21 protein-coding genes and 2 tRNA genes are annotated in these 26,883 nt (G+C 56.3%); 8 read left to right on the plus strand and 15 right to left on the minus strand.

Annotated features, from left to right (window positions below; all coding sequences use genetic code 11):
• Window positions 1–16: 16 nt before the first annotated feature.
• From nusA to rlmE, 9 genes are all read right to left on the minus strand, one after another.
• Entirely contained in the window at window positions 17–1,504 is a 1,488-nt protein-coding gene (gene nusA / locus WFL93_RS15195; RefSeq protein ID WP_007886691.1) for a transcription termination factor NusA, read from the minus strand.
• A gap of 24 nt (window positions 1,505–1,528) precedes the next feature.
• Window positions 1,529–1,981 carry a ribosome maturation factor RimP gene (gene rimP, locus WFL93_RS15200; protein ID WP_036620302.1) on the minus strand — a complete coding sequence of 151 codons (453 nt, stop codon included), beginning with the start codon at window positions 1,979–1,981 and terminating at the stop codon, window positions 1,529–1,531.
• A gap of 212 nt (window positions 1,982–2,193) precedes the next feature.
• Window positions 2,194–2,270, minus strand: a tRNA-Met gene (locus WFL93_RS15205).
• 59 nt (window positions 2,271–2,329) lie between these two features.
• Window positions 2,330–2,416 (minus strand) — tRNA-Leu (locus tag WFL93_RS15210).
• A gap of 49 nt (window positions 2,417–2,465) precedes the next feature.
• Window positions 2,466–2,801, minus strand: coding sequence for a preprotein translocase subunit SecG (secG, locus tag WFL93_RS15215; RefSeq protein WP_007886689.1), 336 nt, complete (start codon window positions 2,799–2,801; stop codon window positions 2,466–2,468).
• Window positions 2,802–3,018: 217 nt separating this feature from the next.
• Window positions 3,019–4,353 (minus strand): phosphoglucosamine mutase, encoded by a 1,335-nt coding sequence (gene glmM, locus WFL93_RS15220; protein WP_336778497.1) that lies wholly within the window; start codon window positions 4,351–4,353, stop codon window positions 3,019–3,021.
• A gap of 4 nt (window positions 4,354–4,357) precedes the next feature.
• Window positions 4,358–5,191 (minus strand): dihydropteroate synthase, encoded by an 834-nt coding sequence (folP, locus tag WFL93_RS15225; protein WP_007886686.1) that lies wholly within the window; start codon window positions 5,189–5,191, stop codon window positions 4,358–4,360.
• Window positions 5,192–5,321: 130 nt separating this feature from the next.
• On the minus strand, window positions 5,322–7,229 hold the full coding sequence (gene ftsH / locus WFL93_RS15230) for an ATP-dependent zinc metalloprotease FtsH (protein WP_036620266.1): 1,908 nt from the start codon (window positions 7,227–7,229) through the stop codon (window positions 5,322–5,324).
• A 175-nt stretch (window positions 7,230–7,404) separates the two neighbouring features.
• Window positions 7,405–8,034, minus strand: coding sequence for a 23S rRNA (uridine(2552)-2'-O)-methyltransferase RlmE (gene rlmE, locus WFL93_RS15235; RefSeq protein ID WP_007886684.1), 630 nt, complete (start codon window positions 8,032–8,034; stop codon window positions 7,405–7,407).
• Window positions 8,035–8,159: 125 nt separating this feature from the next.
• On the opposite strand from rlmE, the gene yhbY reads away from it, so the two are divergent.
• Complete coding sequence (gene yhbY, locus WFL93_RS15240; RefSeq protein ID WP_007886683.1) at window positions 8,160–8,453, plus strand: ribosome assembly RNA-binding protein YhbY; 294 nt, start codon at window positions 8,160–8,162, stop codon at window positions 8,451–8,453.
• 125 nt (window positions 8,454–8,578) lie between these two features.
• Here yhbY and greA read toward each other — a convergent pair whose 3' ends face one another.
• Entirely contained in the window at window positions 8,579–9,055 is a 477-nt protein-coding gene (greA, locus tag WFL93_RS15245; protein ID WP_007886682.1) for a transcription elongation factor GreA, read from the minus strand.
• A 246-nt stretch (window positions 9,056–9,301) separates the two neighbouring features.
• Here greA and dacB point away from each other — a divergent pair, with 246 nt between their 5' ends.
• The 3 genes from dacB to pmrB are packed head-to-tail and all read left to right on the plus strand — an operon-like array spanning window position 9,302 to window position 12,455.
• Window positions 9,302–10,735 carry a serine-type D-Ala-D-Ala carboxypeptidase gene (gene dacB / locus WFL93_RS15250; protein WP_049851549.1) on the plus strand — a complete coding sequence of 478 codons (1,434 nt, stop codon included), beginning with the start codon at window positions 9,302–9,304 and terminating at the stop codon, window positions 10,733–10,735.
• Window positions 10,735–11,397, plus strand: a complete 663-nt coding sequence (gene pmrA, locus WFL93_RS15255; RefSeq protein ID WP_336778498.1) for a two-component system response regulator PmrA — start codon at window positions 10,735–10,737, stop codon at window positions 11,395–11,397. Before dacB ends, pmrA begins: the two co-directional genes overlap by 1 nt.
• The gene (gene pmrB / locus WFL93_RS15260; protein ID WP_007886677.1) at window positions 11,394–12,455 is read left to right on the plus strand and encodes a two-component system sensor histidine kinase PmrB; all 1,062 of its coding nucleotides are present in this window, start codon (window positions 11,394–11,396) and stop codon (window positions 12,453–12,455) included. Before pmrA ends, pmrB begins: the two co-directional genes overlap by 4 nt.
• A gap of 6 nt (window positions 12,456–12,461) precedes the next feature.
• Here the strand turns inward: pmrB and WFL93_RS15265 are convergent, their stop codons facing one another.
• The gene (locus tag WFL93_RS15265) at window positions 12,462–14,732 is read right to left on the minus strand and encodes a TonB-dependent siderophore receptor (protein WP_336778499.1); all 2,271 of its coding nucleotides are present in this window, start codon (window positions 14,730–14,732) and stop codon (window positions 12,462–12,464) included.
• A gap of 257 nt (window positions 14,733–14,989) precedes the next feature.
• On the opposite strand from WFL93_RS15265, the gene fes reads away from it, so the two are divergent.
• The gene (fes, locus tag WFL93_RS15270; RefSeq protein ID WP_336778500.1) at window positions 14,990–16,219 is read left to right on the plus strand and encodes an enterochelin esterase; all 1,230 of its coding nucleotides are present in this window, start codon (window positions 14,990–14,992) and stop codon (window positions 16,217–16,219) included.
• Window positions 16,204–20,115 carry an enterobactin synthase subunit F gene (locus WFL93_RS15275; protein ID WP_336778501.1) on the plus strand — a complete coding sequence of 1,304 codons (3,912 nt, stop codon included), beginning with the start codon at window positions 16,204–16,206 and terminating at the stop codon, window positions 20,113–20,115. Before fes ends, WFL93_RS15275 begins: the two co-directional genes overlap by 16 nt.
• 284 nt (window positions 20,116–20,399) lie before the next feature.
• Here the strand turns inward: WFL93_RS15275 and WFL93_RS15280 are convergent, their stop codons facing one another.
• From WFL93_RS15280 to fepD, 3 genes are read right to left on the minus strand one after another with little or no spacing between them, the layout of a single operon-like run.
• Window positions 20,400–21,197, minus strand: coding sequence for an ATP-binding cassette domain-containing protein (locus WFL93_RS15280; RefSeq protein WP_049851360.1), 798 nt, complete (start codon window positions 21,195–21,197; stop codon window positions 20,400–20,402).
• Window positions 21,194–22,177 (minus strand): iron-enterobactin ABC transporter permease, encoded by a 984-nt coding sequence (gene fepG, locus WFL93_RS15285; RefSeq protein WP_336778502.1) that lies wholly within the window; start codon window positions 22,175–22,177, stop codon window positions 21,194–21,196. Before fepG ends, WFL93_RS15280 begins: the two co-directional genes overlap by 4 nt.
• Window positions 22,174–23,163, minus strand: coding sequence for a Fe(3+)-siderophore ABC transporter permease (fepD, locus tag WFL93_RS15290; protein ID WP_336778503.1), 990 nt, complete (start codon window positions 23,161–23,163; stop codon window positions 22,174–22,176). Before fepD ends, fepG begins: the two co-directional genes overlap by 4 nt.
• A 141-nt stretch (window positions 23,164–23,304) precedes the next feature.
• Between fepD and entS the strand changes: the two genes are divergently transcribed.
• Window positions 23,305–24,555 carry an enterobactin transporter EntS gene (gene entS, locus WFL93_RS15295; protein ID WP_336778504.1) on the plus strand — a complete coding sequence of 417 codons (1,251 nt, stop codon included), beginning with the start codon at window positions 23,305–23,307 and terminating at the stop codon, window positions 24,553–24,555.
• Here entS and fepB read toward each other — a convergent pair.
• The gene (fepB, locus tag WFL93_RS15300; protein WP_336778505.1) at window positions 24,550–25,515 is read right to left on the minus strand and encodes a Fe2+-enterobactin ABC transporter substrate-binding protein; all 966 of its coding nucleotides are present in this window, start codon (window positions 25,513–25,515) and stop codon (window positions 24,550–24,552) included. The genes entS and fepB overlap by 6 nt on opposite strands.
• A gap of 176 nt (window positions 25,516–25,691) precedes the next feature.
• Between fepB and WFL93_RS15305 the strand changes: the two genes are divergently transcribed.
• Window positions 25,692–26,873, plus strand: coding sequence for an isochorismate synthase (locus tag WFL93_RS15305; protein ID WP_180822960.1), 1,182 nt, complete (start codon window positions 25,692–25,694; stop codon window positions 26,871–26,873).
• Window positions 26,874–26,883: the final 10 nt, after the last annotated feature.

The raw sequence follows: 26,883 nt of genomic DNA on the forward strand, positions 1-26,883 counted from the left end.
CTGTTCCTTCCTGTTATTACGCGTCATCGCCGAACCAGCAGATATTACGTGCAGCCATAATCAGCGCACCGGCCTTCTCATCATCCAGCCCTTCAATATCTGTCAGATCGTCAACACCTTGCTCAGCGAGATCTTCCAGCGTGCAAACGCCTTTCGACGCCAGGCGATACGCCAGCGCACGATCCAAGCCCTCAAGATTCAGAAGATCCTCAGCGGGCTCCTGATTACCAAGGCTCTCTTCTTTCGCTAATGCCAGGGTAGTTAACGCATTTTTTGCTCGTTCACGCAGGGCTTCAATGGTCTCTTCATCGAGGCCGTCGATTTCCAGCAGCTCGTTGATTGGCACATAAGCCAATTCTTCCAGCGAAGAGAAGCCCTCTTCCACCAGAATGGTGGCGAACTCTTCGTCGATGTCGAGATGTTTGGTGAACATATCGATTGCTGCATGGGCTTCAGCTTGGTGCTTAGCCTGCAGATCATCGACGGTCATCACGTTCAGTTCCCAACCGCTCAGTTGGGAAGCCAGACGCACGTTTTGGCCGTTACGACCGATCGCCTGAGCCAGATTGCCGGCTTCAACAGCGATATCCATGGTGTGATTGTCTTCGTCCACCACAATTGACGCCACATCAGCAGGCGCCATAGCGTTGATAACGAACTGCGCCGGGTTGTCGTCCCACAGCACAATATCGATACGCTCGCCACCCAGCTCGCTTGAAACCGCCTGCACACGCGCACCGCGCATACCGACGCAAGCGCCTACTGGATCAATACGTTTATCGTTGGTTTTCACTGCGATTTTGGCGCGTGAACCCGGATCGCGCGCTGCCGCTTTGATCTCGATAACTTCTTCGCCAATTTCTGGCACCTCAATGCGGAACAACTCAATCAGCATTTCCGGCTTAGAACGCGTGACGAACAGCTGTGCGCCACGTGCTTCAGGGCGAACGGCGTACAGCACGCCGCGGATGCGGTCGCCTGGACGGAAGTTTTCACGCGGCAGCATGTCTTCACGTCCAATCACCGCTTCAGCATTGCTACCGAGGTCCAGTGAAATGTTGTCGCGGTTCACTTTCTTCACCACGCCAGTGATGATTTCGCCTTCGTGTTGACGGAACTGATCAACCACCATTGCGCGCTCAGCTTCACGTACTTTTTGTACGATAACCTGCTTAGCAGTTTGGGTGGTGATACGGTCGAAGGTGACAGATTCAATCTGATCTTCGACAAATTCGCCCAGATTGAACGCTTCGTCTTCATAACGGGCTGCATCCAGCGTGATCTCGCGAGTCGGCTGCGTGACTTCTTCAACAATCTGCCAGCGACGGAAGGTGTCGAAATCGCCGCTGCGACGGTCAATGCTGACTCGCACTTCGATCTCTTGCTCATACTTCTTTTTGGTCGCAGTGGCCAAAGCGCTCTCCAGCGCTTCGAAGATTTTCTCACGCGGCAGGGCTTTTTCGTTAGAAACGGCTTCTACTACAGCTAAGATCTCTTTGTTCATCCTGGTTAGCCTCAATCCGGACTTTTAAAAGTGGGGGACCAGGTTCGCTTTCTGAATGTTGCTCAGCGCGAACACTTCATCGTTACCCTCAACGGTCACCGTGATCATCTCACCTTCTACAGACTTGATGATACCCTGCCATTTACGGCGGTTTTGTACGGCCATGCGTAGTACCAGGCTCACCTCGTCACCGGCAAAACGTGCATAGTGTTCAGCAGTGAAAAGAGGACGTTCGAGACCCGGCGAGGAAACTTCAAGGTTGTAAGCCACGGTAATTGGATCTTCCACATCCATTACTGCGCTGACCTGGTGGCTAACATCGGCGCAATCATCAACATTGATACCCTCTTCACTATCAATATAGATGCGCAATGTTGATGTGCGACCACGAATAAACTCGATACCGACTAATTCGTAGCCAAGCGCTTCTACTGGAGCAGAGATCAACTCTGTCAATTTTTGCTCTAATGTGGACAAGCCCACCCCCAAGACATAAAAAAAGGGCCTATAGCCCAGTGTGTCGATTTCCTGATAACAAAAAACCCCGAATATTCGGGGCTTTTTGTGACTGGACCCTGTACGCCGCATAGCGGCTTCGGAGCACAATCCAAAAGAATTTTTTTCAAAATCACTGATGAGTGCGTCCGTCGATGCATACAGTATATTTGAAAAAGAACTCTAAGGGAAAGTGGTTGCGGGGGCCGGATTTGAACCGACGACCTTCGGGTTATGAGCCCGACGAGCTACCAGGCTGCTCCACCCCGCGTCCGAAAACGTGGCGAATAATACGCCGGCCTTGCAAAAAATGCAAGTTTTACTGAGATTTGGTACCGAGGACGGGACTTGAACCCGTAAGCCCTTTCGAGCACTACCACCTCAAGGTAGCGTGTCTACCAATTTCACCACCTCGGTACATCACTAGACTGCGACGCTAATTTGTCGCACTACAGCGTTGACGATCTTACTGCGGGATATCATTGCCCGGCGTTGCCGGTTTAGCTGGCTGAGTCTGCTGTTCAGACTGCGCCGGCGCAGTGAGGTTATCCCACTCACTTCCTTTGGCTGTTTTATTACTGTTCAGATTACCCAGAACCAGGCTGATGATGAAGAACAGCGTAGCCAGTACCGCGGTCATACGAGTCATAAAGTTGCCTGACCCATTAGAACCGAACAGCGTACCAGAAGCGCCTGCACCGAATGAGGCTCCCATATCAGCGCCTTTGCCTTGCTGCAGCATGATCAAACCTACGAGGCCAATCGCTACAATAAGGAAAACAACTAACAGAGCTTCGTACATAATCAACCTGTTTCCTTGCGCGTTATCTGCACAGTTAAAGCTTCAACCAATATCGATGGGGAGTCTCGTCATCACCCATCAGAAGCGGGTGTGAATACTAACCAATGGCACATACCTCTGCAAGTGCAATTTTCACCATCGCTTTCGATTGCGGAAAAAAGCACCATCCCGGTGATTTTGCAGGCGGAAAGTGCAAAATTTCTCCGCCTGAATTCAATTACACCGCTTTTACTGCATCTGCAATTTTATGCGCCAGCGCGCTAACCTGCGCCTCATCTTCACCTTCCACCATTACACGGATAAGCGGTTCGGTGCCGGATTTACGCAGCAACACGCGACCACGTCCCGCCAGCGTTTTTTCCACTTCTGCGGTCACTGCTTTCACGCTCTCGCTTTCCAGCGGATCGTGCTCGCCAGCAAAGCGCACGTTAACCAAAATCTGCGGCAGCATTTTCATACCGCTGCACAAATCGTGTAACGTCATATGATTTCGTACAACAGCAGTGAGCACTTGCAAACTTGCCACAATGCCGTCGCCGGTGGTGGTTTTATCCAGCAAAATGACGTGACCGGAGTTTTCCGCCCCTAAACGCCATCCCTTTTCCTGCATTTTTTCCAGCACATAGCGGTCGCCCACTTTTGCACGGGTGAACGGAATACCCAGCTGCTTCAGTGCCAGTTCCAGCCCCATGTTACTCATCAGCGTGCCCACCACGCCGCCGCGCAGCTGGCCCTGACGCAGCCCTTCGCGCGCAATGATATAAAGAATCTGGTCACCATCAACTTTATGGCCCAGATGGTCAACCATCATGATGCGGTCGCCGTCACCATCGTAAGCCAATCCGAGATCTGCCTTCTCTTCTAACACGCGATGTTGCAGCAGACGCAAATCGGTCGCGCCGCAATCTTTATTGATGTTCATACCATCCGGCTGTATGCCGATAGCAATCACGGTTGCGCCGAGTTCACGCAGCACGTTGGGAGCAATGTGGTAAGTCGCACCGTTTGCGCAATCGACCACAATTTTAAGCCCATTGAGACTCAGCTCGCTCGGGAAGGTACCTTTACAGAATTCGATATAACGGCCTGCAGCATCAACAATGCGGCTAGCGCGGCCCAGTTCAGCGGACTCGACGCAGGTGATAGGTTTCTCCATCTCCAGCTCAATGGCTTCTTCAACTTCATCCGGCAGCTTGGTGCCTTCAGCAGAAAAGAATTTAATGCCGTTGTCGTCAAACGGATTATGCGATGCCGAAATCACAATGCCCGCTTCCGCACGGAAGGTGCGCGTTAGATAGGCGATAGCCGGCGTCGGCATTGGTCCCGTAAAGGCCGCAGACAATCCCGCTGCCGCCAGTCCCGCTTCCAGCGCCGATTCCAGCATATAACCTGAAATACGCGTATCTTTACCAATCAATACTTTGCGAGAGCCCTGGCGCGCCAGCACTTTACCTGCTGCCCAGCCCAGCTTGAGGACAAAATCAGGGGTAATCGGCGCTTCACCGACTTTGCCGCGAATACCATCTGTACCGAAATATTTACGATTACTCATGCCTTTATCCTTTTGCTCTTCGTGTCGCTTCGACGACGCGCATCGCTTCGACCGTCTCTTTCACATCATGTACGCGAATAATTTGTGCCCCTTGCATAGCGGCGATCACCGCACAGCTTAGGCTGCCGGTCAGGCGCTGCGCCGGACCAACATTTAATAGCTGTCCAACCATCGATTTACGCGACATTCCCACTAATAGCGGTAAACCGTAATGGTGGAAATGGCTCAAATGCGCCAGCAGTTCATAGTTGTGGCTGAGATTCTTACCGAATCCAAAGCCAGGATCGAGCAGCAGATTCTCTTTTTTTATTCCGGCCGCTTCACAGCGCGCAATCTGAGCAGCGAAGTAAGCGTCCACTTCGCTAACAATATTGTGATATTCCGGTGCCTGCTGCATGGTGCGCGGTTCGCCTTGCATATGCATCAAACATACCGGCAGACCGGTTTCCGCAGCAGCCACCAGCGCACCGGGTTCGGATAGTGAGCGAATATCATTAATGATGTGAGCGCCCACTCGCGCGGCCTCGCGGATCACTTCTGGCTTGGAGGTATCGACTGAAATCCACACCTCAAAACGCTGTGCAATGGCTTCTACTACGGGAATGACACGTTCCAGCTCTTCTTCCACACTGACTTCATCAGCCCCGGGACGCGTAGACTCACCGCCAACATCAATGATGGTGGCACCCGCGTTCACCATCTCATTGGTGTGCGTCAGCGCATCGACCAAGGTGTTGTGGGTTCCGCCATCTGAGAAGGAGTCCGGCGTGACATTCAAAATACCCATCACATGGGGAAAAGAGAGATCGAGATGGGAATCACGTGCGAACAACTTCATGGCGAAAATCTCCTTGAGGGACCACTAAATCGCGAAATAAAAAAAACCCCGGACCGGCCGGGGTTTGCATTATAACAAGCAGTGTGGGCTGTAAATCTAGCGGTAGAGTTATCGTCCCGCCAGATTGCCATCACATAATCTTATCAGAACCCGGTGTTTTCGGGTCATCTACAGGGCGAGGAGCCTGAGTTGAGTCGCCGTTACCAACAGCAACCTTAGCCTCTTCCCAACCTGCAGGTGGACGTACTTCGCGACGTGCCATCAAATCGCTGATTTGTGGTGCATCGATGGTCTCATACTTCATCAGCGCGTCTTTCATCGCGTGAAGGATGTCCATGTTTTCGTTCAGGATGCGGCGAGCACGTTGGTAGTTAGTATCGATAAGGTGTTTAACTTCCTGATCGATAATGCGCGCCGTTTCATCTGACATATGTTTCGCTTTCGCCACTGAACGTCCAAGGAACACTTCACCCTCTTCTTCAGCGTAAAGCAACGGACCCAGCTTCTCGGAGAAGCCCCACTGCGTAACCATGTTGCGCGCTACGCTGGTCGCCATTTTAATGTCAGATGAAGCACCGGTAGAAACATAGTCCGGACCATAAATGATCTCTTCCGCCAGACGCCCGCCGTAAGCCACTGAAATACGGCTTTCCAGCTTCTGACGATTGGCGCTGATCTCATCGCCCACTGGCAAGAAGAAGGCAACACCTAAAGCGCGACCACGCGGGATGATGGTGACTTTGTGCACCGGATCGTAACCCGGAACCAGAGTACCCACGATTGCGTGACCCGCTTCATGGTACGCCGTCGATTCTTTCTGCTCTTCGGTCATCACCATGGAGCGACGTTCTGCACCCATCATGATTTTGTCTTTGGCTTTTTCAAACTCAACCATTGAAACCACACGCTTATTGCCGCGAGCAGCGAACAGCGCAGCTTCGTTGACCAGGTTAGCCAAATCCGCACCGGAGAAGCCCGGCGTACCGCGTGCAATAACAGAGGGATCCATATCGGTAGCCAACGGCACACGACGCATATGCACTTTCAGAATCTGCTCACGACCGCGGACGTCTGGCAAGCCAACCACAACCTGGCGGTCGAAGCGACCTGGACGCAGCAGCGCCGGGTCAAGCACGTCTGGACGGTTAGTTGCCGCGATCACGATGATGCCTTCATTACCTTCAAAGCCATCCATCTCAACCAGCATCTGGTTCAGCGTTTGTTCACGTTCATCGTGACCACCGCCTAAACCGGCGCCACGTTGACGGCCAACCGCATCGATTTCATCGATAAAGATGATGCACGGCGCGGCTTTCTTCGCTTGTTCAAACATGTCACGCACACGTGATGCACCGACACCTACGAACATTTCAACGAAGTCAGAACCGGAAATGGTAAAGAACGGTACTTTCGCTTCGCCTGCAATGGCTTTCGCCAGCAGCGTTTTACCGGTACCCGGAGGGCCGACCATCAGGACGCCTTTCGGGATTTTACCGCCCAGTTTCTGGAAACGGCTCGGCTCACGCAAATACTCAACCAGCTCACCAACTTCTTCTTTGGCCTCATCACAACCGGCCACATCAGCAAAGGTGGTTTTGATCTGATCTTCGGTCAACATGCGGGCTTTGCTCTTGCCGAAGGACATCGCGCCCTTACCGCCGCCGCCCTGCATCTGCCGCATAAAGAAGATCCACACGCCAATCAGCAGCAGCATTGGGAACCATGAGATGAAGATTGAAGCCAGCAGGCTTGGTTCTTCAGGCGGTTCGCCAACTACTTTGACGTTTTTGGTCAACAGGTTATCGAGTAACTTAGGATCGTTGACGGGGATATAGGTGGTGTATTTATTGCTGTCTTTTTTGACAACGTTAATCTCACGCCCGTTAATTCGTGCCTCGCGGACCTGATCTTGGTTCACTTCCGATAGGAAAGTTGAATAATCAACCCTACGGCCATTCGACTCGCTGGGCCCAAAGCTCTGGAATACAGACATCAGCACGACCGCGATGACTAACCAGAGAATCAGGTTTTTCGCCATGTCACTCAAGGGATTAACCTCATATTACAACGATGTTAACAGACAGCGTAGGGTACTATAGATCCTTCATACCTGGAATCGCAGTGCGGATGATTTTGCTTGTTTACCTTGAAACTCAGAATTAGACATCAGAGTAAACGCATTGGTCGTCTTGCTTTGATTCCGGCAATTCAGGCTAAAGTTTGCGCCCCGTCGCCACAATGTACACTTCGCGCGAACGTAATCGCGAAGCGTCCGGCTTACGAATTTTCACTTTCGTAAACAGGGAGCGAATTTCCCGCAGGTATTCATCGAAGCCATCTCCCTGAAACACTTTCACGACAAAACTGCCGCCTGGGGCCAGGATATCCCGACACATTTCCAGCGCCAATTCTACCAAATACATCGAACGTGGAATATCAACCGCAGGTGTCCCGCTCATGTTGGGTGCCATATCTGACATCACCACCTGCACCTTTTGGTCGCCAACGCGCTCCAGTAAGGCGTTAAGCACCGCTTCATCACGAAAATCGCCTTGCAGGAAATCAACGCCGACAATGGGATCCATTGGTAACAGATCGCAGGCAATGATACGACCACTTGATCCGATAAGCTGTACCACATATTGCGACCAACCGCCGGGTGCAGCGCCCAGATCAACCACCGTCATGCCGGGTTTGAAAATCTTGTCACCCTGCTGTATTTCCTCAAGTTTAAACCAGGCACGCGAACGCAACCCTTTTTTCTGTGCCTGCAGCACATATTTATCGCTAAAGTGTTCCTGTAGCCAGCGACTGGAACTGGCCGAACGCTTTTTACCCGTCATAATTTTTCCAATTAAATCGTCATCGTAGCGATAAATCAGCACGCAATGGTCGCGTTGATTTGGCGATATACCCGAGATGGCGGTAGAATGAACCGTTTTCAATCCCTGAGTAAGCAAAAAATACGATGAATCTGAGTACCAAACAAAAACAGCACCTGAAAGGCCTTGCCCATCCGCTTAAGCCGGTTGTCATGCTGGGCGGTAATGGCCTAACTGAAGGCGTGCTCGCCGAAATCGAACTGGCGCTCGAGCATCACGAATTGATCAAGGTAAAAATTGCCTCGGAAGATCGTGAAACCAAGCAGCTGATCGTTGACGCTATCGTGCGTGAAACTAAAGCAGGCAACGTACAGGTCATCGGCAACACGCTGGTGCTATATCGCCCTGCCAAAGAGCGTAAAATCACTCTTCCGCGTTAATCATGCCCTAAAGGCGGCGACGGGCAAAGAAAGTGCCACGCTCCTGCATGTGATAAAAGGCCGCAATGCGGCCTTTTTCCTTTCTTTACAAAATGCAGCGACATATTGCAAAGCGTAGCAATATCTTAAAGGTATTCCACCTTCAGCACTTCATATTCCACATCCCCACCCGGGGTTTTGACAATCGCGACATCATCCGCTGATTTTCCCACCAATCCACGCGCCATCGGCGAATTCACGGAGATCAGGTTCTGTTTGAAGTCAGCTTCATCGTCACCCACGATGCGGTAGGTGAACTCTTCATCCGTTTCCACATTCAGAATGGTCACGGTTGCGCCAAAAATAACGCGACCGGTTTTCGGCATTGCAGTGATATCAATCACCTGCGCATTGGAGAGCTTAGCTTCGATCTCCTGAATACGACCCTCGCAAAAACCTTGTTCTTCGCGAGCCGCATGATATTCGGCATTCTCTTTTAAATCGCCGTGCTCACGGGCTGTGGCGATGGAGGCGATAATGCGCGGACGCTTTACGGATTTCAGTTCGTTCAGCTCTTCGCGCAGCTTCTCAGCGCCTTTCAACGTCATCGGAATCTGATTCATTTTGGCTCCTCGTCATCTATCCTGGTTAACGGCGTCATCCTGACCGGTGACAGCAGAAAACAGCTTCTGCGGCGCGTTACCTCTTTTCACAAGCAAAAGAAGCCTGACCCGGAAAGCTTTCCGGGTCAGGTTCGGTTTTGCATTTTGATACGTATTTTACCCCAGAGTTCCCTGTGGGTCATCGTTTACTTTGCACCGTCCGGGGACGTAGTATTGACGCCTTCACCCGTCAGTTACCGCGAGATTATGCGATTTTCACGACTTGTTACCGGATTAACCTGTGCGTTTATGCTGCAGGCACAAGCAGCTCCCGTTGAAGAATACATGCAGTATTTGCCAGACGGCGCAAACCTGGCGCTGATGGTACAAAAAGTGGGCGCATCAACCCCGATAATCGATTATCACGGCAAACAGATGGCATTACCGGCCAGCACCATGAAAGTGGTGACGGCGCTGGCGGCCCTGCTGGAACTCGGTCCTGACTTCCGTTTCCAGACCACCATGGAGACCAAAGGCGCGGTCAATGATGGCACTCTGAACGGCGATCTGGTCGCGCGTTTCGGCGGCGATCCAACGTTGAGCCGTCAGGATCTGCGCAATATGGTGGCCGCGCTGAAAAAACAGGGCATCACGCATATTAAAGGCAATCTGGTGGTCGACACCTCGGTGTTCGCCAGCCACGATATGGCGCCCGGCTGGCCGTGGAACGATTTGACGCAGTGCTTTAGTGCACCGCCAGGTGCTGCGATTGTCGATAAAAACTGTTTCTCAGTATCGCTGTATAGCGCCAATACGCCGGGCGAAAATGCCTTCGTGCGCATTGCCTCCTATTACCCGGCACATATGTTCAGCCAGGTGCGCACTATCGGGCGTAACAGTGGTGATGGGCAATATTGCGAGCTGGATGTGGTGCCGGGCGAGCTCAATCGCTACACCTTAACCGGCTGTATGCGTCAACGCGCTGAGCCGCTGCCGCTGGCATTTGCCGTGCAGGACGGTGCCGCGTGGGCCGGTGAGATCCTTAAAGCCGAACTGCGTGCCGCCGATATCGATTACAGCGGCCATCTGGTGCGTCAGGCGCAAGTGACCTCGCCGGGCACCGTGCTGGCTTCAACGCAATCTGCGCCGCTGCACACGCTGCTGCATACCATGCTGAAAAAATCGGACAACATGATTGCCGATACCGTGTTCCGCACCATCGGCCATCACTACTTCAACGTGCCGGGCACTTTCCGCGCGGGTTCGGATGCGGTACGCCGCATTCTGCGTGAAAAAGCCGGTGTCGATATGGGCAACAGCATTCAGGTGGATGGCTCAGGACTGTCGCGTCATGATTTGATTGCACCAGATACCATGATGCAAGTGCTGCAATTCATTGCGAAAAACGACTCGACGCTGAATTATATTTCGATGCTGCCGCTGGCCGGTTACGACGGCACGCTGCAATATCGTGGCGGTCTGCATGAAGCAGGCCTCGACGGCAAAGTCTCGGCGAAAACCGGTTCACTGCAGGGCGTCTATAATCTGGCTGGATTCATCACCACCTCCAGCGGTGCGCGCGTGGCCTTTGTGCAGTTCCTGTCCGGCTATGCTGTGCCGCCGGAAGATCAGAAAACGCGCCGCATTCCATTGGTACGTTTTGAGAGCCGCCTCTACACGGATATCAATAAAAACAACTGATGAAACTGCTAATTGTCGAAGATGATGCGCTGTTGCAATCGGGTCTGGCGCAAGCGCTCAGCGCACAAGGTTACGCTATCGACTGCGCCAGCACCGCCGCCGAGAGTAACGCCATGTTGCGCAGCGGTCAGTACAGCCTGATCGTGCTCGATCTGGGTTTGCCGGATCGCGATGGCGCTTCATTGCTACGACAGTGGCGCCGCGACGGCATTGCCGTACCGGTGTTGATCCTCACCGCGCGCGATGCGCTGGAGGATCGCGTTGATGGCCTGGATGCCGGCGCCGATGATTATCTGGTGAAGCCGTTTGCGCTGGTCGAGCTGCAGGCCCGCGTGCGGGCGCTGATCCGCCGTTATCAGGGCCACAGCGATAATCTGCTGCAACAGGGCGATCTGACGCTCAACCTCAGTTCACAACAGGTGCTACTGGAAGCTCATCCGCTGGAGATCACGCCGAAAGAGTTCGCACTGCTCACCCGTTTGCTGATGCGCATTGGGCAAAACGTTCATCGTGAAACGTTGCAGCAGGATCTCTACAGCTGGAATGACGATCCTGGATCCAACACTCTCGAAGTTCACATCCACAATCTGCGTCGTAAGCTGGGAAAAGATCGTATCAAAACTGTGCGTGGCGTCGGTTATCGTCTGGAACTCCGCGAATGAACAGCATGCGTCAGCGGTTACTGATTATGCTGGCGCTGATTCTCCTCACCTGCCAGGTGATGAGCGCCATCTGGCTGTGGCATGAGAGCCGCGAGCAGATCAGTTTTTTAGTCAATGAAACGCTTTCCGCTCAGGCGCGTAACGATCGTGTCGAAAATGAGATTCGCGAAGCGATCGCCTCACTGCTTCTGCCCTCCTTAGTGATGGTCGCCCTCACCTTGCTGCTGTCGTTTTGGGCGATCACCTGGATCATCCGCCCGCTGAAATCGCTGCAAGACAGCCTTGCACACCGTTCAGCGGATAACCTGACGCCGTTGCCGGTCTATTCCGAGATGGATGAGATCGTGGCGGTCACCACCGCGATCAACCAGCTATTTTCACGCCTCGATCACACGCTACAGCAGGAGCGATTATTCACCGCCGACGCGGCGCACGAGCTGCGCACGCCGCTGGCGGGATTGCGCCTGCATCTGGAGCTGCTGCACCAGCAGAACGTGCCGCAAAGCGGAATGCTGATCGAACGCATCGACCAGCTGATGCACACCGTTGAACAGTTGCTGATGCTGTCGCGCGCCGGTCAGGCGCTTGCTGGCGGTCACTATCAGCAGTTGCTGTGGCAGAAAGACATCATGCAGCCGCTGGAACCGGAAATGGCGGAGCTGTTGCAACAGCGCCAGCAAACACTGCACTGGCCGCAGGTCAACGATGTGCCGCAGCAAGGCGAAGCGGTGCTGCTACGTTTGATGCTGCGCAATCTGCTGGAGAACGCTTCACGCTACAGCCCGGAGGGCAGCGAGGTCGCGGTGAAAATGCAGCAGGACAAGCAGCAGGTGATTATTGAAGTGTGGGATCAGGGACCGGGCATTGATGCCGCCGCCGCGGAAGAGCTGACGCAGGCATTCCGTCGACGCGATCAGCGTTACGGCGGTAGCGGGCTGGGTCTGAATATCGTGCTGCGCATCGTGCAGATGCATCGCGGCAGGCTGGAACTGGTCAATCGTGAGGATAGCAGCGGACTGATTGCCCGCTGCTATTTACCGCATCAACTTATTGGCTAACTCGCCTTAGAAATGGGTATTCAGGCTCATAAAGTAAGTACGACCTGATTCGTTATAGGTATTGGCACCCGCACCATACAGATAAGAGTTGGTGTTGGCGTTGCCGGTGGTTTGCGCATTGCCCTCACGATAGTGACGCTTATCGAACAGATTATCGATACCCACCGTGACGCTGGCGTACTTGTTGATATCGTAGGTGCCGCTCATGCCGATAATCGAATAAGGACTGACTTTATCGGTCGCGCTGCCGGTTGAAGCATTACCTTTGTAATCATACTTCTTCGGCGTTTGTGTGCCGTACCAGGTCAGCGTGGTTTGCAGCGACAAATCCTGCGTTGCCTGCCAGCTCAGCGTCGAGTTCAGCGTGTACTCCGGAATCACCGATAAGCGATCGCCGGTCTCTTTGTTCTTACTCTGCAGCATATAGGTGAAGTTGTTGTTCCACGTCACGCTGTCGGAGAACGGCACGTTAACCGTACCTTCCAGCCCTTCCACCACTGCTTTCGGTACGTTTTCCCACTTATAAATATCGGTGGTGCCGTTAGAGGCTTTGCCCGCTGGCGAGTAACCGGCTTCGATCTTGTTGCGATAATCGTTGCGGAACCAAGTTAAACCGGCCTGATAACCTTCGTGTTTCCACTCCAGTCCCACCTCTTTGTTAATGCTGTTTTCGGCTTTCAGATCGCTGTTACCTTGCAGATAACAGGCGCCGGTGCTGGCAGCGCAACCCTGGCCATTGCTGTACAGCAGATAGTTTGGGTTGGTTTGATACAGGCTCGGCGCTTTATAAGCGCGCCCGATGCCCATCTTCAGCGTGAAGTCATCGCCCAGACCTTGCGACAAATTGAGCGACGGACTCCAGTTATTGCCCACAATTGAGTGGTGATCGAAACGCAGGCTTGGCGTCAGCATGGTGCTGTCGGTCAGCTCCATGTTGTCTTCAGCGAACAGTGAGAAAATCTCCGCCTGGGAATAGGGGCTGCGGCCAGTGTTGTCGATGCCCGGCACCGCACCGTAGTTCGCCGCCTGGGCGTTGGATGAACCATCTTTCATGCGCTGCTGGTTCCATTCGGTACCCAGCGTCGCGGTTTGATTAAACAGCAGTTCAAACGGAATACTGACTTCGCTGTGCAGCAGCACATCATCCAGCTGAATGGTGTTAAAACCGCTGTTGGAGAAGATACCTTCGGTGCCGCCCGCCAAACCTTCGTTGATGCGCGAATTGCGGGTTTTCTCATAACGCGCGTAGGTATTGGTACTGACGCCGTTATCCCACGCGCCGGTCCACTTCAGTGAGACGTTTTGACGATACAGGCGGTTGGTTTCATCACCGTACAGGCTTTTCACCAGCGCGCTGGTGTTAGTGTTCTGCGTATCGCCGGAATAAAGGTTGCCCTGACGGCTGAAGCCGGCCTGTAGCTCCAGCGTTTGCATCGGCGCAAATGCCCAGCTCAGTAATGCATTAATATCTTTATTCACCGAGCCTTCCCGGCCCGATGGATAACTGCCGGTATAGCTACCGGTACGCGCCGCCGCATGACCTTCATTGATGTCATAGGCATCGGCCTGCGTTTTGGCTAAACCGCCGTACAAACGGAAGTTGAAATCATCGCCCAGCGGTCCTTCCAGGCTGAAGTTGGTGCGTTTAGTGGCGCCTTCGGCTTTGTGTTCTGGCACGTTGTAATAGGTGTTCCATGAACCGTGCCACTGCTGATCGGTCTGTTTTTTGGTGATGATATTCACCACGCCGCCCGCTGCGCCGTTACCGTAACGTACCGCTGCAGGTCCACGAATCACGTCGATATGGTCGATCATCTCCGGCGGCACCCAGTTAGTATCACCGCGCGTATCACGCTCGCCACGCCAGCCAAGGCGCACCGAGTTGCGGCTGGTGATCGGCATGCCATCCACCATGATCAGGGTATTTTCTGGGCCCATGCCACGAATATCTATCTGGCGATTGTTGCCGCGCTGGCCGCTGGTGGAGTTACCGGTCAGGTTCACGCCTGGCATGGTACGGATAATTTCTGATACATCGCGCGCGGGCGGATGCTTTTTGATTTCGTCGGCGGTGATGGTTGAGACGCCCGGCGCCTGCAGGTTCTGCTGCTGCGCGGTAACCATTAAGGTGCCGCCGTCCATCGATTGTGCGTCAGTGGTGCTCGCTGAGGTTTTGCTGGAGGAAGTCTCTGCCGCCCAGGCGCCGCTGGAGAGCAGTGAGGCGCTGAGCCCCAATTCAAGAAGAATAGCTAATGATAACCGCGAGTAACTTTTCATTTTATACGTTCCTGGATGGCCAGCAAAAGCCGTTGCATGCTGACTGGCGAGCCGGTGAGAAGATCCCTGTTCCTATCGCGCCCAGTTCCAGACCCTTCAAACCATCCGTAGCGCAACCTTACCGAACGGTAAGCATCAGACGGAACGAGCGTGCTCATTTTTGAGCGCAGTCACCCTATTGCAAATGCAAATTATTATCAATAGTATTATTCATCAAGCTTATGTAAATCTCCGCGTAAACACCGACTGGCAGCCCTATGACCTGGCGAAATGATGTAACCGGCAGTGCAGCCTGGTGGCAGGCGCAACAATCCCAGGGGATTCCCCGTATTGAGTTAGCAGACGATGGCCAATGTCAGGTCACCTTCTTCTGGCGCGACCCGCAAGGTGATGAAACACAATCGTCGACCCAGCGCGTATGGATCAACATTACCGGCGTCACCGATCACCACCAGCGCCGCCCACCACAGTCGCTGATGCGCGTGACGGGCACTAACGTCTGGTACTGGCAGACTTCGCTACCGGCTAACTGGCGCGGCAGCTACTGTTTAATGCCCGATGAACAGGCCACCGACTTTTCTGGTGAAGCCGACATGTCTTCGCTGCGCAACTGGTGGCGCGATAAATTTCCCACTGCACAGGCCGATCCGCTGAATGATTTACGCGGCTGGTCTGGCGGACGTGGCATGAGTGTCTCACCGCTGCATCTGCCGCAGGCCCCGAATCAGCAGGTATGGCAAGCGGTAGATAAGGGCACGGCGTCAGCCGTGGAGCTGCAGCAGCAGCAATGGCACAGCGCAATATTGGGCAACAGCCGCAAGGTGTGGATTTACACCACCGGCGACGCCAATCCCGCGCAGCGTCCGCTGGCGATCCTGCTGGATGGGCAGTTCTGGGCGCACAACATGCCGATTGCCGGGCCGCTGCAGCAGCTTACCGATGCCGGCACCTTGCCGCCTGCGGTATATCTGTTTATCGATATCATCGACCGCGACCACCGCAGCCACGAGCTGCCGTGCAATGCGCAGTTTTGGCAAGCTCTCCAGCAAGAACTCCTACCGCAGATTGCCCAATCAGTGCCCTATCGCCAGCAGGCCGATAGCACCATCGTCGCCGGGCAAAGTTTTGGCGGCCTCGCCTCGGTTTATGCCGCGCTGCACTGGCCGGAAACCTTTGGCAATGCGCTCAGCCTCTCCGGCTCCTTCTGGTGGCCGGAACGCGGCAATCCGCACGGTTGGCTGCTACAGGCGCTGGAGAGTGGCCTTGCACCACGCCAGCCGCTGCGCTTCTGGCTGGAAGCGGGCCAGCGCGAAGGCTTAATTTTGCAAGCTAATCAACAGTTACAGCAGCAACTGCACGCTGCCGGTTATCAGGTGCATTACCAGCCGGTGGAAGGCGGGCACGACGCGCTCTGTTGGCGCGGTGGCCTGCTGAGTGGCTTACAAGCCCTGTTGAACCAACCGGAGCATCCATGTCCGAATCCCTGATGAATAAATCTATGATTGACCAACAAACCCTGCCGTTAGTCGCGGCACAGCCCGGTATCTGGATTGCCGATCAGCTGTCCCCGCACCGCAACGCTTACGCGGTAGCGCACTTTGTCGAGCTGCGCGGTGACATTGATAGCGCCTTACTCGCCCAGTCAATTGTCGCGGGCATGCAGGAAGCCGATACGCTAAACATGGCCTTCGGCGAAGTGGAAGGCGAAGCGTTGCAGTGGCTCCAGCCACAACAATTTAGTCCGCCGCAGATTATCGATCTGCGCGGCGAGGCCGATGCCGTCGCCACAGCACGCGTGCTGATGCGCGAAGATATGAACAGCGATCTGCGCGTGCTGAGCGGCGCAAAACTGTGGCATCACTGCCTGTTCCGCCTCGGCGAGCAGCATTGGTTCTGGTATCAGCGCTATCACCATTTGGTGGTGGATGGCTTCAGCTTTACCGCACTGACGCGCCGCATCGCTAACCTCTATAGCGCCGCAGTGCACCAGCAGTCGGCCGAACCGACGCCGTTTATCCCGTTTAGCGAGGTGGTTGAAGAGTATCAGCGCTATCGCGAATCCTCCTCGTTCACGCGTGACAGCCAGTTCTGGCGCGAAAAAGGGGCGGCGCTGCCGTCACCGGCGTCGCTCTCGCCGCTACCGCTTGCCGGACAAACCGCCAGCACCGATCTACTTCGCCACAGCGTGACGCTGGATCGCAGCACCTTTCAAACGCTGGTGCAGCAGCACCCGCAATCCAGCGCCGCCGATCTTGCCTTCGCCCTTGTTGCGCTGTGGCTGGCACGTCTCAGCGGCCAAAACGACTTTGCCGCCGGCTTCATCTTTATGCGTCGTATCGGTTCCGCCGCCTTGTGCGCTACCGGTCCAGTGATCAACGTATTGCCGATGGCGGTGCATTACGATCCCACGCAGCCACTGAGCGCCCTCGCCGCGCAGCTGGCGGGTGAAGTGAAAAAGATGCGTCGTCATCAGCGCTATGACGCCGAACAGGTGCAGCGCGATCTCGGTCGTCTTGGCGATGGCGATCCGCTGTACGGTCCGGTGATCAACCTGAAGATGTTTGATTACCAGCTCGATTTCGCCGGCGTTGAGGGCATCACCCATCAACTGGCTTCCGGACCGGTACGCGACCTGGAAATCGCTATCTATATCAGTGAGCAAGGTGAATTAACCCTTGAGCTGCTGGCCAATGCCGAGCGCTACAGCGAACAGACCTTGCAGCGTCATGCCAGCCGCTTTGCCTTGCTGCTGAATCAGTTGGCAGAGCAACCGCAGCGCCCGTGTGGCGAACTCGATCTGCTCACTGCTGAGGAACACGCGCAGATTACCGCGATTAACCAAACCGCTTATCCGCTGCCGGCAGAAACGCTGGCCTCGCTGTTGGCCCAGCAGGCGGCACGTACGCCGGATGCCCCGGCGCTCGCCGATGCGCAGCACCAGCTGAACTATCACCAAATGCAACAGCAGGTATTTGCGCTGGCGGCGGATTTGACTGCCGCAGGCGTGCAGCGCGGCGATATTGTCGCGGTAGCGCTGCCGCGCTCAGTGCAGCTGTCGCTGGCATTGCAGGCCATTGTTTCGCTTGGCGCCGCGTATTTACCACTCGATACCGGCTATCCCGACGATCGCCTGCAGCTGATGCTGGAAGATGCCGCACCGAAAACGCTGATCACCTGCGCGGCACTCAGCGCGCGCTTTTGCGCCATCGCGTCGGTCAATCAGCTGCATTTTGATGCGCTGTATAGCACGCCAACTGCGCCACAACCGTCCAGCGCGCCGACGCCGCAGGATGGTGCTTACATCATTTACACCTCAGGTTCTACCGGCCGTCCTAAAGGGGTGCTGGTGGGCCATGAAGCCATCGTCAATCGCCTGTTGTGGATGCAGGATCGCTACCCGCTGCAAGCCGATGATGTGGTTTTACAAAAAACGCCGAGCAGCTTCGATGTTTCAGTATGGGAATTCTTCTGGCCGCTGCTGGTCGGCGCGCAGTTGGTGATGGCGCCGCCCGAGGCGCATCGCGATCCTGAAGCGCTGCAGCAACTGTTTGCCCGCTACAAAGTCACCACTACGCATTTCGTACCCTCGATGCTGGCGGCCTTTGTCGCGGCCCTTGATGATCAACAGGCGATTGCCTGCTGTGCCAGCCTGCGCAACGTGTTCTGCAGCGGTGAAGCGCTGCCGACCGACTTGTCTCGCGAGTGGGAAACTCTGACGCGAGTGCCGTTGCACAATCTGTATGGTCCAACCGAAGCCGCGGTGGATGTCAGCTGGTATCCGGCGTTTGGTGATGCATTGGCTGCCGTCGAAGGGGCCAGCGTGCCGATTGGTTTCCCGGTGTGGAACACCGGGCTGCGCATCCTCGATGCCCGCATGCAGCCGGTACCGCCGGGCGTCGCGGGCGATCTCTATTTAACCGGCGTACAGCTGGCGCATGGCTATCTTGGTCGTCCCGATCTTACTGCCAGCCGCTTTATTGCCGATCCCTTCAGCCCCGGCGAGCGCATGTACCTCACCGGCGACGTGGCGCGCTGGCTGGATAACGGTGCGGTGGAATATCTCGGCCGCAGCGACGATCAGCTAAAGATTCGCGGTCAGCGTATCGAGCTGAATGAAATTGATCATGTGCTCAGCGCCCAGCCGGGTATTGAGCAAGCGGTAACGCACGCCGTGGTGCTGGGCGGCGCGGCGGCACAGGGTGATGCACGCCAGCTGGTGGGTTACGTGCTAGCCGCACAGCCGGTTGATGGCGAAGCATTACGTCAGGCGCTGGCGCAACGCTTGCCCGCGCATATGGTGCCCGTTGCCATTGTGCAGCTTGATGCTTTCCCGCTCAGCAGCAATGGCAAGCTGGATCGCAAAGCGCTGCCGTTGCCAGAGTCCGCCAGTGCCAGCGCGGGACGTGCCCCCTACGCTGGTCTGGAAACCACGCTGGCAAATGCCTTCTGCCAGCTGCTGGCACGCGATGCCATCAGCGCGCAGGATGACTTTTTCGCCCTTGGCGGTCATTCGCTGCTGGCGATGCGCTTAGCGGCGCAGCTGCGTCGCGAGCTGCAACAGCCGGTTTCAGTGGGGCAGATTATGGTGGCCTCGACGGTTGAGAAACTGGCGACACTGCTCAGTGATGCACAATCACATCAGCAGGCTGGCTTCGAAGCGGTGCTGCCGCTGCGTCAGAGCAACGGCCCAACGCTATTCTGCTTCCATCCGGCGTCAGGTTTTGCCTGGCAGTTCAGCATCTTGCAACGCTATCTCGATCCGAGCTGGTCGCTGATCGGCATTCAGTCGCCGGATATCAACAGCCCGCTGAACCAGAGCACGCATCTGGATGAGGTGTGCGAGGCGCATCTGCACACCCTGCGCGAGGTGCAGCCGCACGGGCCTTACTATTTCCTCGGCTATTCACTCGGCGGCACGCTGGCACAAGGCATTGCAGCACGGCTGGAAGCGGCGGGCGAAGAGGTCGCATTCCTTGGCTTGCTGGATACCTGGCCGCCAGAAACGCAAAACTGGGATGAGAAGCGCGGCGAGAACGAGCTGGATCCTGCGGTGCTGGAAGAGGTGAATCGCGAACGCGAGCAGTTTATCGCTGCACAGCGCCATCAGGCCGGTGAAGAGATGCGCGTGATGTTTGATACCATCGAGGCTAACTACGCCAGTTCAGTGCGCCTGCTGGCTACCGCGCGCAGTGCGCGTTTTAACGGTCGCGCCACGCTGTTCCTCGCCGAGCAGACGCAGCAGCCGGGACAAGATGCACGTCGTGCCTGGGCACCCTATGTGGATGAGCTAGAGGTGTGGCCGATGGATTGCGCCCACGTGGAGATCATTTCACCGCAAATGTTTGAGCAGATTGGGCCACTGTTGCAGCGGTTGCTGAAGTAGCGCTGTTTCCCTCACCCTAGCCCTCTCCCGCAAGCGGGAGAGGGAACCGATCGCAGATCGGGGTGAGATACGCACACTACGTTGAAATCGCTCGAGCACTTAATTTTGCTTCGCTCGGGCGGCTCCCTCGCCCGCTTGCGGGAGAGGGAACCGATCGCAGATCGGGGTGAGATACGCACACTACTTTGAAATCGCTCGAGCACTTAATTTTGCTTCGCTCGGGCGGCTCCCTCGCCCGCTTGCGGGAGAGGGTTGGGGTGAGGGACAGCGTGCACCTTACTTAACTACCGCCCGCGCCCCAGCGGCACAATCATCGGCGTATGCGCCACCGGATCTTCCACAATCACGCAGCGCAATCCATACACCTGCTCGATCAACGCTGGCGTCACGATCTCCGCCGGTTTCCCCTCGGCGACAATCTTGCCGTAACGCATCGCAATCAAGTGCGTGGCATAGCGGCAGGCGTGATTGAGATCGTGCAGCACCACCACCAGCGTACGACCATGCTGCTGATTCAGCTCCTGCATCAGCTCCAGCAACTCAATTTGATGCGTAATGTCCAGCCAGGTGGTTGGCTCATCCAGCAGCAGCAGCGGCGTTTCCTGCGCCAGTACCATGGCGATCCACACGCGCTGACGCTGCCCGCCCGATAAGGTATCCACCGACTGCTGCGCTAAATCGCTCACGCCCGTGGCGCGCATCGCTTGTTGCACCGCAGCTTCATCTTCCGCGCGCCAGCGACCAAACAGCGCCTGATGCGGATAACGCCCGCGCGCCACCAGCTCCGTGACGCTAATGCCGGCAGGCGCATTCGAACTCTGTGGCAGCAGGCCAAGGCGGCGCGCCACCTCTTTGGTCGGATAGCGCGCAATCGCTTCGCCATCCAGCAAGACTTCCCCTTTCAGCGGGGTATGCAGACGGCTGAGCGTACGTAATAGCGTCGATTTTCCGCAGGCGTTGGGGCCGATAATTACCGTCAGCTCCCCTTCGGGAATCGCTACCGATAAATTCTCTGCCACCACTTTTTTGTCGTAGCCCAGCGTCAAACCTTCGCCACGCAGACGTGAAGGGATATCGATCATTGGCGTCGCGCCTCCCGCACCAGTAAAGCCATCAGATAAAGTCCACCGAGGATGACGGTAATTACGCCAACCGGTAATTGATAAGGCAGGAACAGATGCTGTGCGGCGAAGTCAGCGGCAATCAGCAACAACGCGCCACACAGCGCTGCCAGCGGCAATGCACCTTTAATACCGCCGCCCAGACGCCGTGCAATTTGTGGCGCCAGCAGCGCGACAAACGAAATCGGTCCCACCAGCGCCGTTGATGCTGCCGTTAACACCACGCCAATCAGCATCAGCCACATCCGGCTGCGCTCCACCGGCACGCCAAGCGCATTGGCGGTATCGTCACCCATCTCCAGCAGGCGCATACGCCGCGCCAGCAGCGCCATCAGCACTAATGCCAGCAGCAGCACGGCAATCACCGGCGGCGTTTTCGCCCAGGTAATCCCGTTAAGCGATCCAGCGCTCCACAAACCGGCACTCAGCGCCGACTCCAGCGAGGCGCTGATAATCAGCCATGAGTTCAACGCCATTAGCAGCGCGCGCACGCTGATGCCGACGATAATCAGCCGGAAGGTTTCCACCCCGTTGCGCCAGGCAAACAGGTACACCAGCGCCGCCGTGGCGATGCCGCCAATCAGTGCCGCGCCGGTCATCGCCGTTACACTTTGATTGAACAGCACCAGCGCCACCAGCACGCCGCTGTATGCGCCGGTGTTAAAGCCGAGAATATCCGGACTGCCGAGCGGATTGCGCAGCAGCGACTGAAAAATCGCTCCGCTGATACCTAATGCGGCACCAATCAGCAGCGCCATCAGCACGCGCGGCAAGCGCCACTCCAGCACGATCAGTTTGACGTTACCGGCGCTCTGACCGAGCAGCAGTTGCCCGATTTGTTCGCCGCTAATCTGCAATGCCCCGCGCGTCATCGCCAGATACGCCAGCACTGCGCAGCAAAGCAGCAGCCATAGCGCGTGTAACCAGGTTCGACGCGTCATAGCGCACCCCGGCCCAGTTTGCGGCGCACCAGTACAATCAGCATCGGCGCTCCGAGCATTGCCGTGACGATGGAAACCCGCAGCTCCCCCGCCACCAGCAGGCGGCCAAGAATATCGGCGGCGAGTAACAGAATCGGCGTGATAAGCGCCGTCGCCGGCAGCATCCAGCGATGATCGTTGCCCACCAGCCAGCGGGCAAAGTGCGGCGTCATCAGACCGACAAAGGCAATTGGCCCCACCGCCGCCGTCGCTGCACCGCACAGCAGTGCAATCGCCAGCAGGCCAAGCAGCTGGGTCCGCCCCACGCGTGTACCGAGTGCGGTGGCCATATCGCCGCCCATGCTGAGGCTGTTGAGCGCCTGCGACAGACAAATCGCTGCCACGCTGCCCACCAGCACCGCCGGAAACAGTGTGCGCAGCACGGTAAAGTTACGGATATCCAGCGAGCCGCTGTGCCAGAAGCGCAGGTGATCATAGATGTCAGGATTGAGTAGTGACAGGCCAGACGTCAGCCCATCCAGCACTGCGCCCAGCGCGACGCCCGCCAGCGTAAGACGTACCGGATTGACGCGGCCACCGCCAATCGCACCGGTCAATGCCACCAGCAACGAAGAGAGCAGTGCGCCCGCAAAAGCGAAGCCGAGCCAATCTACTGGCGAATCTGCACCAAACAGCGCAATGCCAATCACCACTGCGAAACCAGCACCGGCATTGACGCCGAGAATGCCGGGATCGGCCAGCGGGTTGCGCGTCAGGCTCTGCATCAAGGCACCGGCCAGCCCGAGCGCCACGCCCGCCAGCAAACCAGCCAGGGTGCGCGGCAAGCGCGCGTCACGCACAATCACACACTCCGCGCTATTACAGCTGGCGGTAAGCGAATGATAAACATCGGGAAGCGGTATTGATTTTGCTCCCAGCATTAAGCTGAGCGCGATGAGGAGCAAGAGCAGAATCCCTGAGCCTGCCAATGCACGGATCTGGCGCATAGCGTTCTAAACCTTCACTGTTCAACGTCGTCGCATGCGCGATGCAACTTGATAATGGTTATCGTTATTACTCGCGTTTAGCTATGTTACCATGACTCGCCTCGCGGACGATGAGGAAAATTGGTGCAAAAAGGCGAACCTATGAACAAATCATCCCACTTTATCGATCTCTCACTGCTGAAAACCCATCCGGCTTTTCGCGCGGTATTTATTGCGCGCTTTATCTCGATTGTCGCGCTCGGCATGCTTGCCGTCGCGGTGCCGGTACAGATCCAGCACATGACAAATTCACCGCTGCTGGTGGGATTGGCGGTGACGCTGGCCGCTGCGGGCATGTTTATTGGTCTGCTGACCGGCGGCGTTTTGGCGGATCGCCATGAGCGTAAGAAGCTGATTCTTTTCGCCCGTTCAACCTGCGGACTGGGCTTTATCGCGCTGGCGATCAATGCGGCGCTGCCGGAACCTTCGTTAATCGCCGTTTATCTGCTGGGCTTCTGGGATGGTTTCTTCGGGGCGATTGGCGTCACTGCACTGTTAGCCGCCACGCCCGCGCTGGTGGGGCGGGAAAATATTATGCAGGCCGGTGCTATCACCATGTTAACGGTGCGCTTTGGCTCGATTTTGTCACCTGCGATTGCCGGTCTGGTGATTGCCCACGGCGGCGTGACCTGGAACTACGGACTCGCCGCGTTCGGCACGCTGCTTACGGTGCTAACCCTGTTAAAATTACCGAACTTGCCTCCTCCGCCGCAGCCGCGCGAACATCCGCTCAAATCCCTCGCTGCTGGCGTGCAGTTTCTCTTTGCCAGCCCGATTGTCGGCATGGTGGCGCTGATTGGTGCGCTGGTGACCTTAGCCAGCGCGGTGCGGGTGCTCTATCCCGCACTCGCGCCCCATTGGTCAGTGAGTGCTGACCAGCTGGGTTTGCTCTACGCCGCAGTGCCGCTCGGTGCGGCGGTGGGCGCCTTCACCAGCGGTAAACTCAAGCACGCTGCACGTCCAGGACAGCTGGTGCTCGGCAGCGCGATTGCGGCGTTTATCGCCCTTGGCTTGTTTAGCCTGATGCCGAATCTGCCGCTGGCGTTAGCTTGTCTGGTCGCCTTCGGCTATTTCAGCGCCATCAATAGCCTGGTGCAGTACGCAATGATTCAGGCGCTAACGCCCGATCATTTGCTAGGCCGCATCAACGGGTTGTGGACGGCACAGAACGTCACCGGCGACGCGATAGGTGCGGCAGTGATTGGTGCGATGGGTTCCTGGCTGCTGCCACCGCAGGCCGCCGCCGTGTTTGGCTTTGCGGCGGCGCTGCTGGGCATCGGGATGTGGTTGATGATGGGGCGTTTACGTCGTTACCATCCGCCAGCACCGGAGCTGGCGGAACAGGCATCATGATTTAACGAACAGTTTTTCCAGACGCGCCAGCAGATTGCTGGCGCTGTAGTAATCGAGACGGAACGAATCAACACCCAGCGCGTAAACCTGCTTGCCTTGTACTGCGGCGTTCTGTGCAAGGAACGGGTTGCCCAGCACCGACTGCGTGGTTTTATCGTCGGCGGCAAATAGCAGGAAGGTTTTACCCGTTAGGCCGCTGGCGACGTTTTCACCCGATAGCTGAATGATATCTTTACGCTGCCCCATGCTGTGGCTCTGCGCCACATTTGCCGGCGGCATCGCCAGGGTGAAACCCAGTTGTTCCAGCAGCTTGCCCTGCGCTGAGGCGGCGGTCCACAGGTTGACCGCGCGTCCTCCGCCGTTCCACACCATGGCGGAGACCGGCTGTGGTGGCAGCGTGATGGCTTTCTTCAGCGCCGCTTCGCGATCGTCAAAGGCTTTAACACGCTGTGCAGCCTGCGCGTCGTGGCCGGTGGCTTGGCCTAGCAGCGTAACCACATCCTGCCAGCTTTTGTCGTCATAGTTGACCACCAGCGTCGGTGCAATGGCAGAGAACTGGTCGGCGAGTTTGATGGCGGAATCATTGCCGGTGGCGCTGACGATAATCAGATCCGGCGCTTCTGCTGCCACTGCTTCGGCACTTGGCTCGCCGATGTACAGGCGTTTGAGCTGGTGCTGTTTGGCAACGTCGCTCCACTGGCGGAAGAAACCCTGATCGTCGGCCAGGCGACTATTGGGGGCCGTGGCGCCCGAGGCGATGACCGGCGCATCAATCGCCAACAGCGATCCGGTCAGTGTCACGCTGGTGGAGACAATGCGCTGCGGCGCTTTGCTTAAGGTGAGCGGTCCGTTAGCGCCCTGAACGGTGCGCGGCCAGGCTTGTTCGGCGTGCGCGACGCTGGCGAACGTCTGGAAAACACACAATAGGGCTGCAATACCCCAAAAACCGCATTTATTCATAAGTTTTGGTCCACTTTTTAGCATATTGCCCTGATTGGCTTCCGCACCTGATTACGGTTAAACGCAGCTGAAATCCCGCGAATGGATTGACACTTTTGCCCAATCGACGTAGGTTACAGGCCCATAATAAAAATGATAATCATTCTTAATAATCTTATCATTTATAGGTGAAAATTATGGTGGAATCTTCCACGTTTGAAAATGCCTGGCTGAAGGATTATTCCGCGCTAAGCCGTGGTTTCCTGTTTACCTCGCCGTGGCGCAGTTTGGCAACGCAAGGATGCTATACCACTATTACCACGCCGGTACATGACGCCGCGTCGCTGCAGGGTGATTTCCAACAACAGCTGCGTCAGCACTTTGACGCCGCGAAAAAACAGGGCATCGCCAATCCCATTTTGGTCGGCGCGATTCCCTTCGATGTCAGCCAACCTGCGGCTTTGTTTATTCCCGAGTCTTATCAGACCTTTAATCGTGACGACCTGCAAAACGCACTGCCGCAAGGCATCAGCGATCTGCCTGAGGTGCGTCGCCGCACGCCGGTGCCGGACCACGATGTCTTTATCGATATGGTGGCTGATGCGGTAGCGGCCACGCAGCGCGGCGATCTCGATAAAGTGGTGCTGTCGCGCCTGATGGATATCGTCACTGAGCAGCCGGTGGATACTGGGGCGCTGATGCAGCGCGTGATTGCGCAGAACCCGAATAGCTACCATTTCCATCTGCCGCTGCCGCAAGGCGGTGCGCTGATCGGTGCCAGCCCGGAACTGATGCTGCGTAAGCAGGGGCGCGATTTCAGCTCCTGCCCACTGGCGGGCTCTGCGCGGCGCAATCATGGCGATGCGCAGCAGGATCGCGCGGCCGGTAACACGCTGATGAATTCCAGCAAAGATCGCCATGAACACAAACTGGTGACCGACGCGATGCGTACCACGCTGCAGCCGCGCAGCCGTTTGCTCTCGGTACCGTCCACGCCTTCGCTGATCACCACCGCTACGCTGTGGCATCTGGCGACGCAAATCGACGGCGAAGTTCAGGACGAGCGCGAAAACGCCCTGTCGCTGGCCTGCTTGCTGCATCCAACGCCGGCGCTGAGCGGCTTTCCGCATCAACGTGCCCAACAGTTGATTCAGCAGCTGGAACCCTTTGATCGCCAACTGTTTGGCGGCATCGTCGGCTGGTGCGATAGCGAAGGCAATGGCGAATGGGTCGTCACCATCCGCTGCGGTACCGTGCATGGCACGCGTGTACGGCTGTTTGCCGGCGCGGGCATTGTGGCCGACTCCCAACCCGAATCAGAATGGCGCGAAACCGGTGTGAAGCTGGATACCATGTTGCGCGCCTTTGGACTGCAATAAAGGAAAGAGC

The sequence above is a fragment of the Pantoea sp. USHLN256 genome (assembly GCF_037149875.1).
GTDB classification, from domain to species: Bacteria; Pseudomonadota; Gammaproteobacteria; order Enterobacterales; family Enterobacteriaceae; genus Pantoea; species Pantoea nemavictus.

Excerpts from the sequence above, each read along its gene's own strand:
- nusA (WP_007886691.1), bottom strand. The coding sequence starts at position 1,504 with ATGAACAAAGAGATCTTAGCTGTAGTAGAAGCCGTTTCTAACGAAAAA.
- secG (WP_007886689.1), bottom strand. The coding sequence starts at position 2,801 with ATGTACGAAGCTCTGTTAGTTGTTTTCCTTATTGTAGCGATTGGCCTC.
- glmM (WP_336778497.1), bottom strand. The coding sequence starts at position 4,353 with ATGAGTAATCGTAAATATTTCGGTACAGATGGTATTCGCGGCAAAGTC.
- folP (WP_007886686.1), bottom strand. The coding sequence starts at position 5,191 with ATGAAGTTGTTCGCACGTGATTCCCATCTCGATCTCTCTTTTCCCCAT.
- ftsH (WP_036620266.1), bottom strand. The coding sequence starts at position 7,229 with ATGGCGAAAAACCTGATTCTCTGGTTAGTCATCGCGGTCGTGCTGATG.
- rlmE (WP_007886684.1), bottom strand. The coding sequence starts at position 8,034 with ATGACGGGTAAAAAGCGTTCGGCCAGTTCCAGTCGCTGGCTACAGGAA.
- yhbY (WP_007886683.1), top strand. The coding sequence starts at position 8,160 with ATGAATCTGAGTACCAAACAAAAACAGCACCTGAAAGGCCTTGCCCAT.
- greA (WP_007886682.1), bottom strand. The coding sequence starts at position 9,055 with ATGAATCAGATTCCGATGACGTTGAAAGGCGCTGAGAAGCTGCGCGAA.
- dacB (WP_049851549.1), top strand. The coding sequence starts at position 9,302 with ATGCGATTTTCACGACTTGTTACCGGATTAACCTGTGCGTTTATGCTG.
- pmrA (WP_336778498.1), top strand. The coding sequence starts at position 10,735 with ATGAAACTGCTAATTGTCGAAGATGATGCGCTGTTGCAATCGGGTCTG.
- pmrB (WP_007886677.1), top strand. The coding sequence starts at position 11,394 with ATGAACAGCATGCGTCAGCGGTTACTGATTATGCTGGCGCTGATTCTC.
- WFL93_RS15265 (WP_336778499.1), bottom strand. The coding sequence starts at position 14,732 with ATGAAAAGTTACTCGCGGTTATCATTAGCTATTCTTCTTGAATTGGGG.
- fes (WP_336778500.1), top strand. The coding sequence starts at position 14,990 with ATGACCTGGCGAAATGATGTAACCGGCAGTGCAGCCTGGTGGCAGGCG.
- WFL93_RS15275 (WP_336778501.1), top strand. The coding sequence starts at position 16,204 with ATGTCCGAATCCCTGATGAATAAATCTATGATTGACCAACAAACCCTG.
- WFL93_RS15280 (WP_049851360.1), bottom strand. The coding sequence starts at position 21,197 with ATGATCGATATCCCTTCACGTCTGCGTGGCGAAGGTTTGACGCTGGGC.
- fepG (WP_336778502.1), bottom strand. The coding sequence starts at position 22,177 with ATGACGCGTCGAACCTGGTTACACGCGCTATGGCTGCTGCTTTGCTGC.
- fepD (WP_336778503.1), bottom strand. The coding sequence starts at position 23,163 with ATGCGCCAGATCCGTGCATTGGCAGGCTCAGGGATTCTGCTCTTGCTC.
- entS (WP_336778504.1), top strand. The coding sequence starts at position 23,305 with ATGAACAAATCATCCCACTTTATCGATCTCTCACTGCTGAAAACCCAT.
- fepB (WP_336778505.1), bottom strand. The coding sequence starts at position 25,515 with ATGAATAAATGCGGTTTTTGGGGTATTGCAGCCCTATTGTGTGTTTTC.
- WFL93_RS15305 (WP_180822960.1), top strand. The coding sequence starts at position 25,692 with ATGGTGGAATCTTCCACGTTTGAAAATGCCTGGCTGAAGGATTATTCC.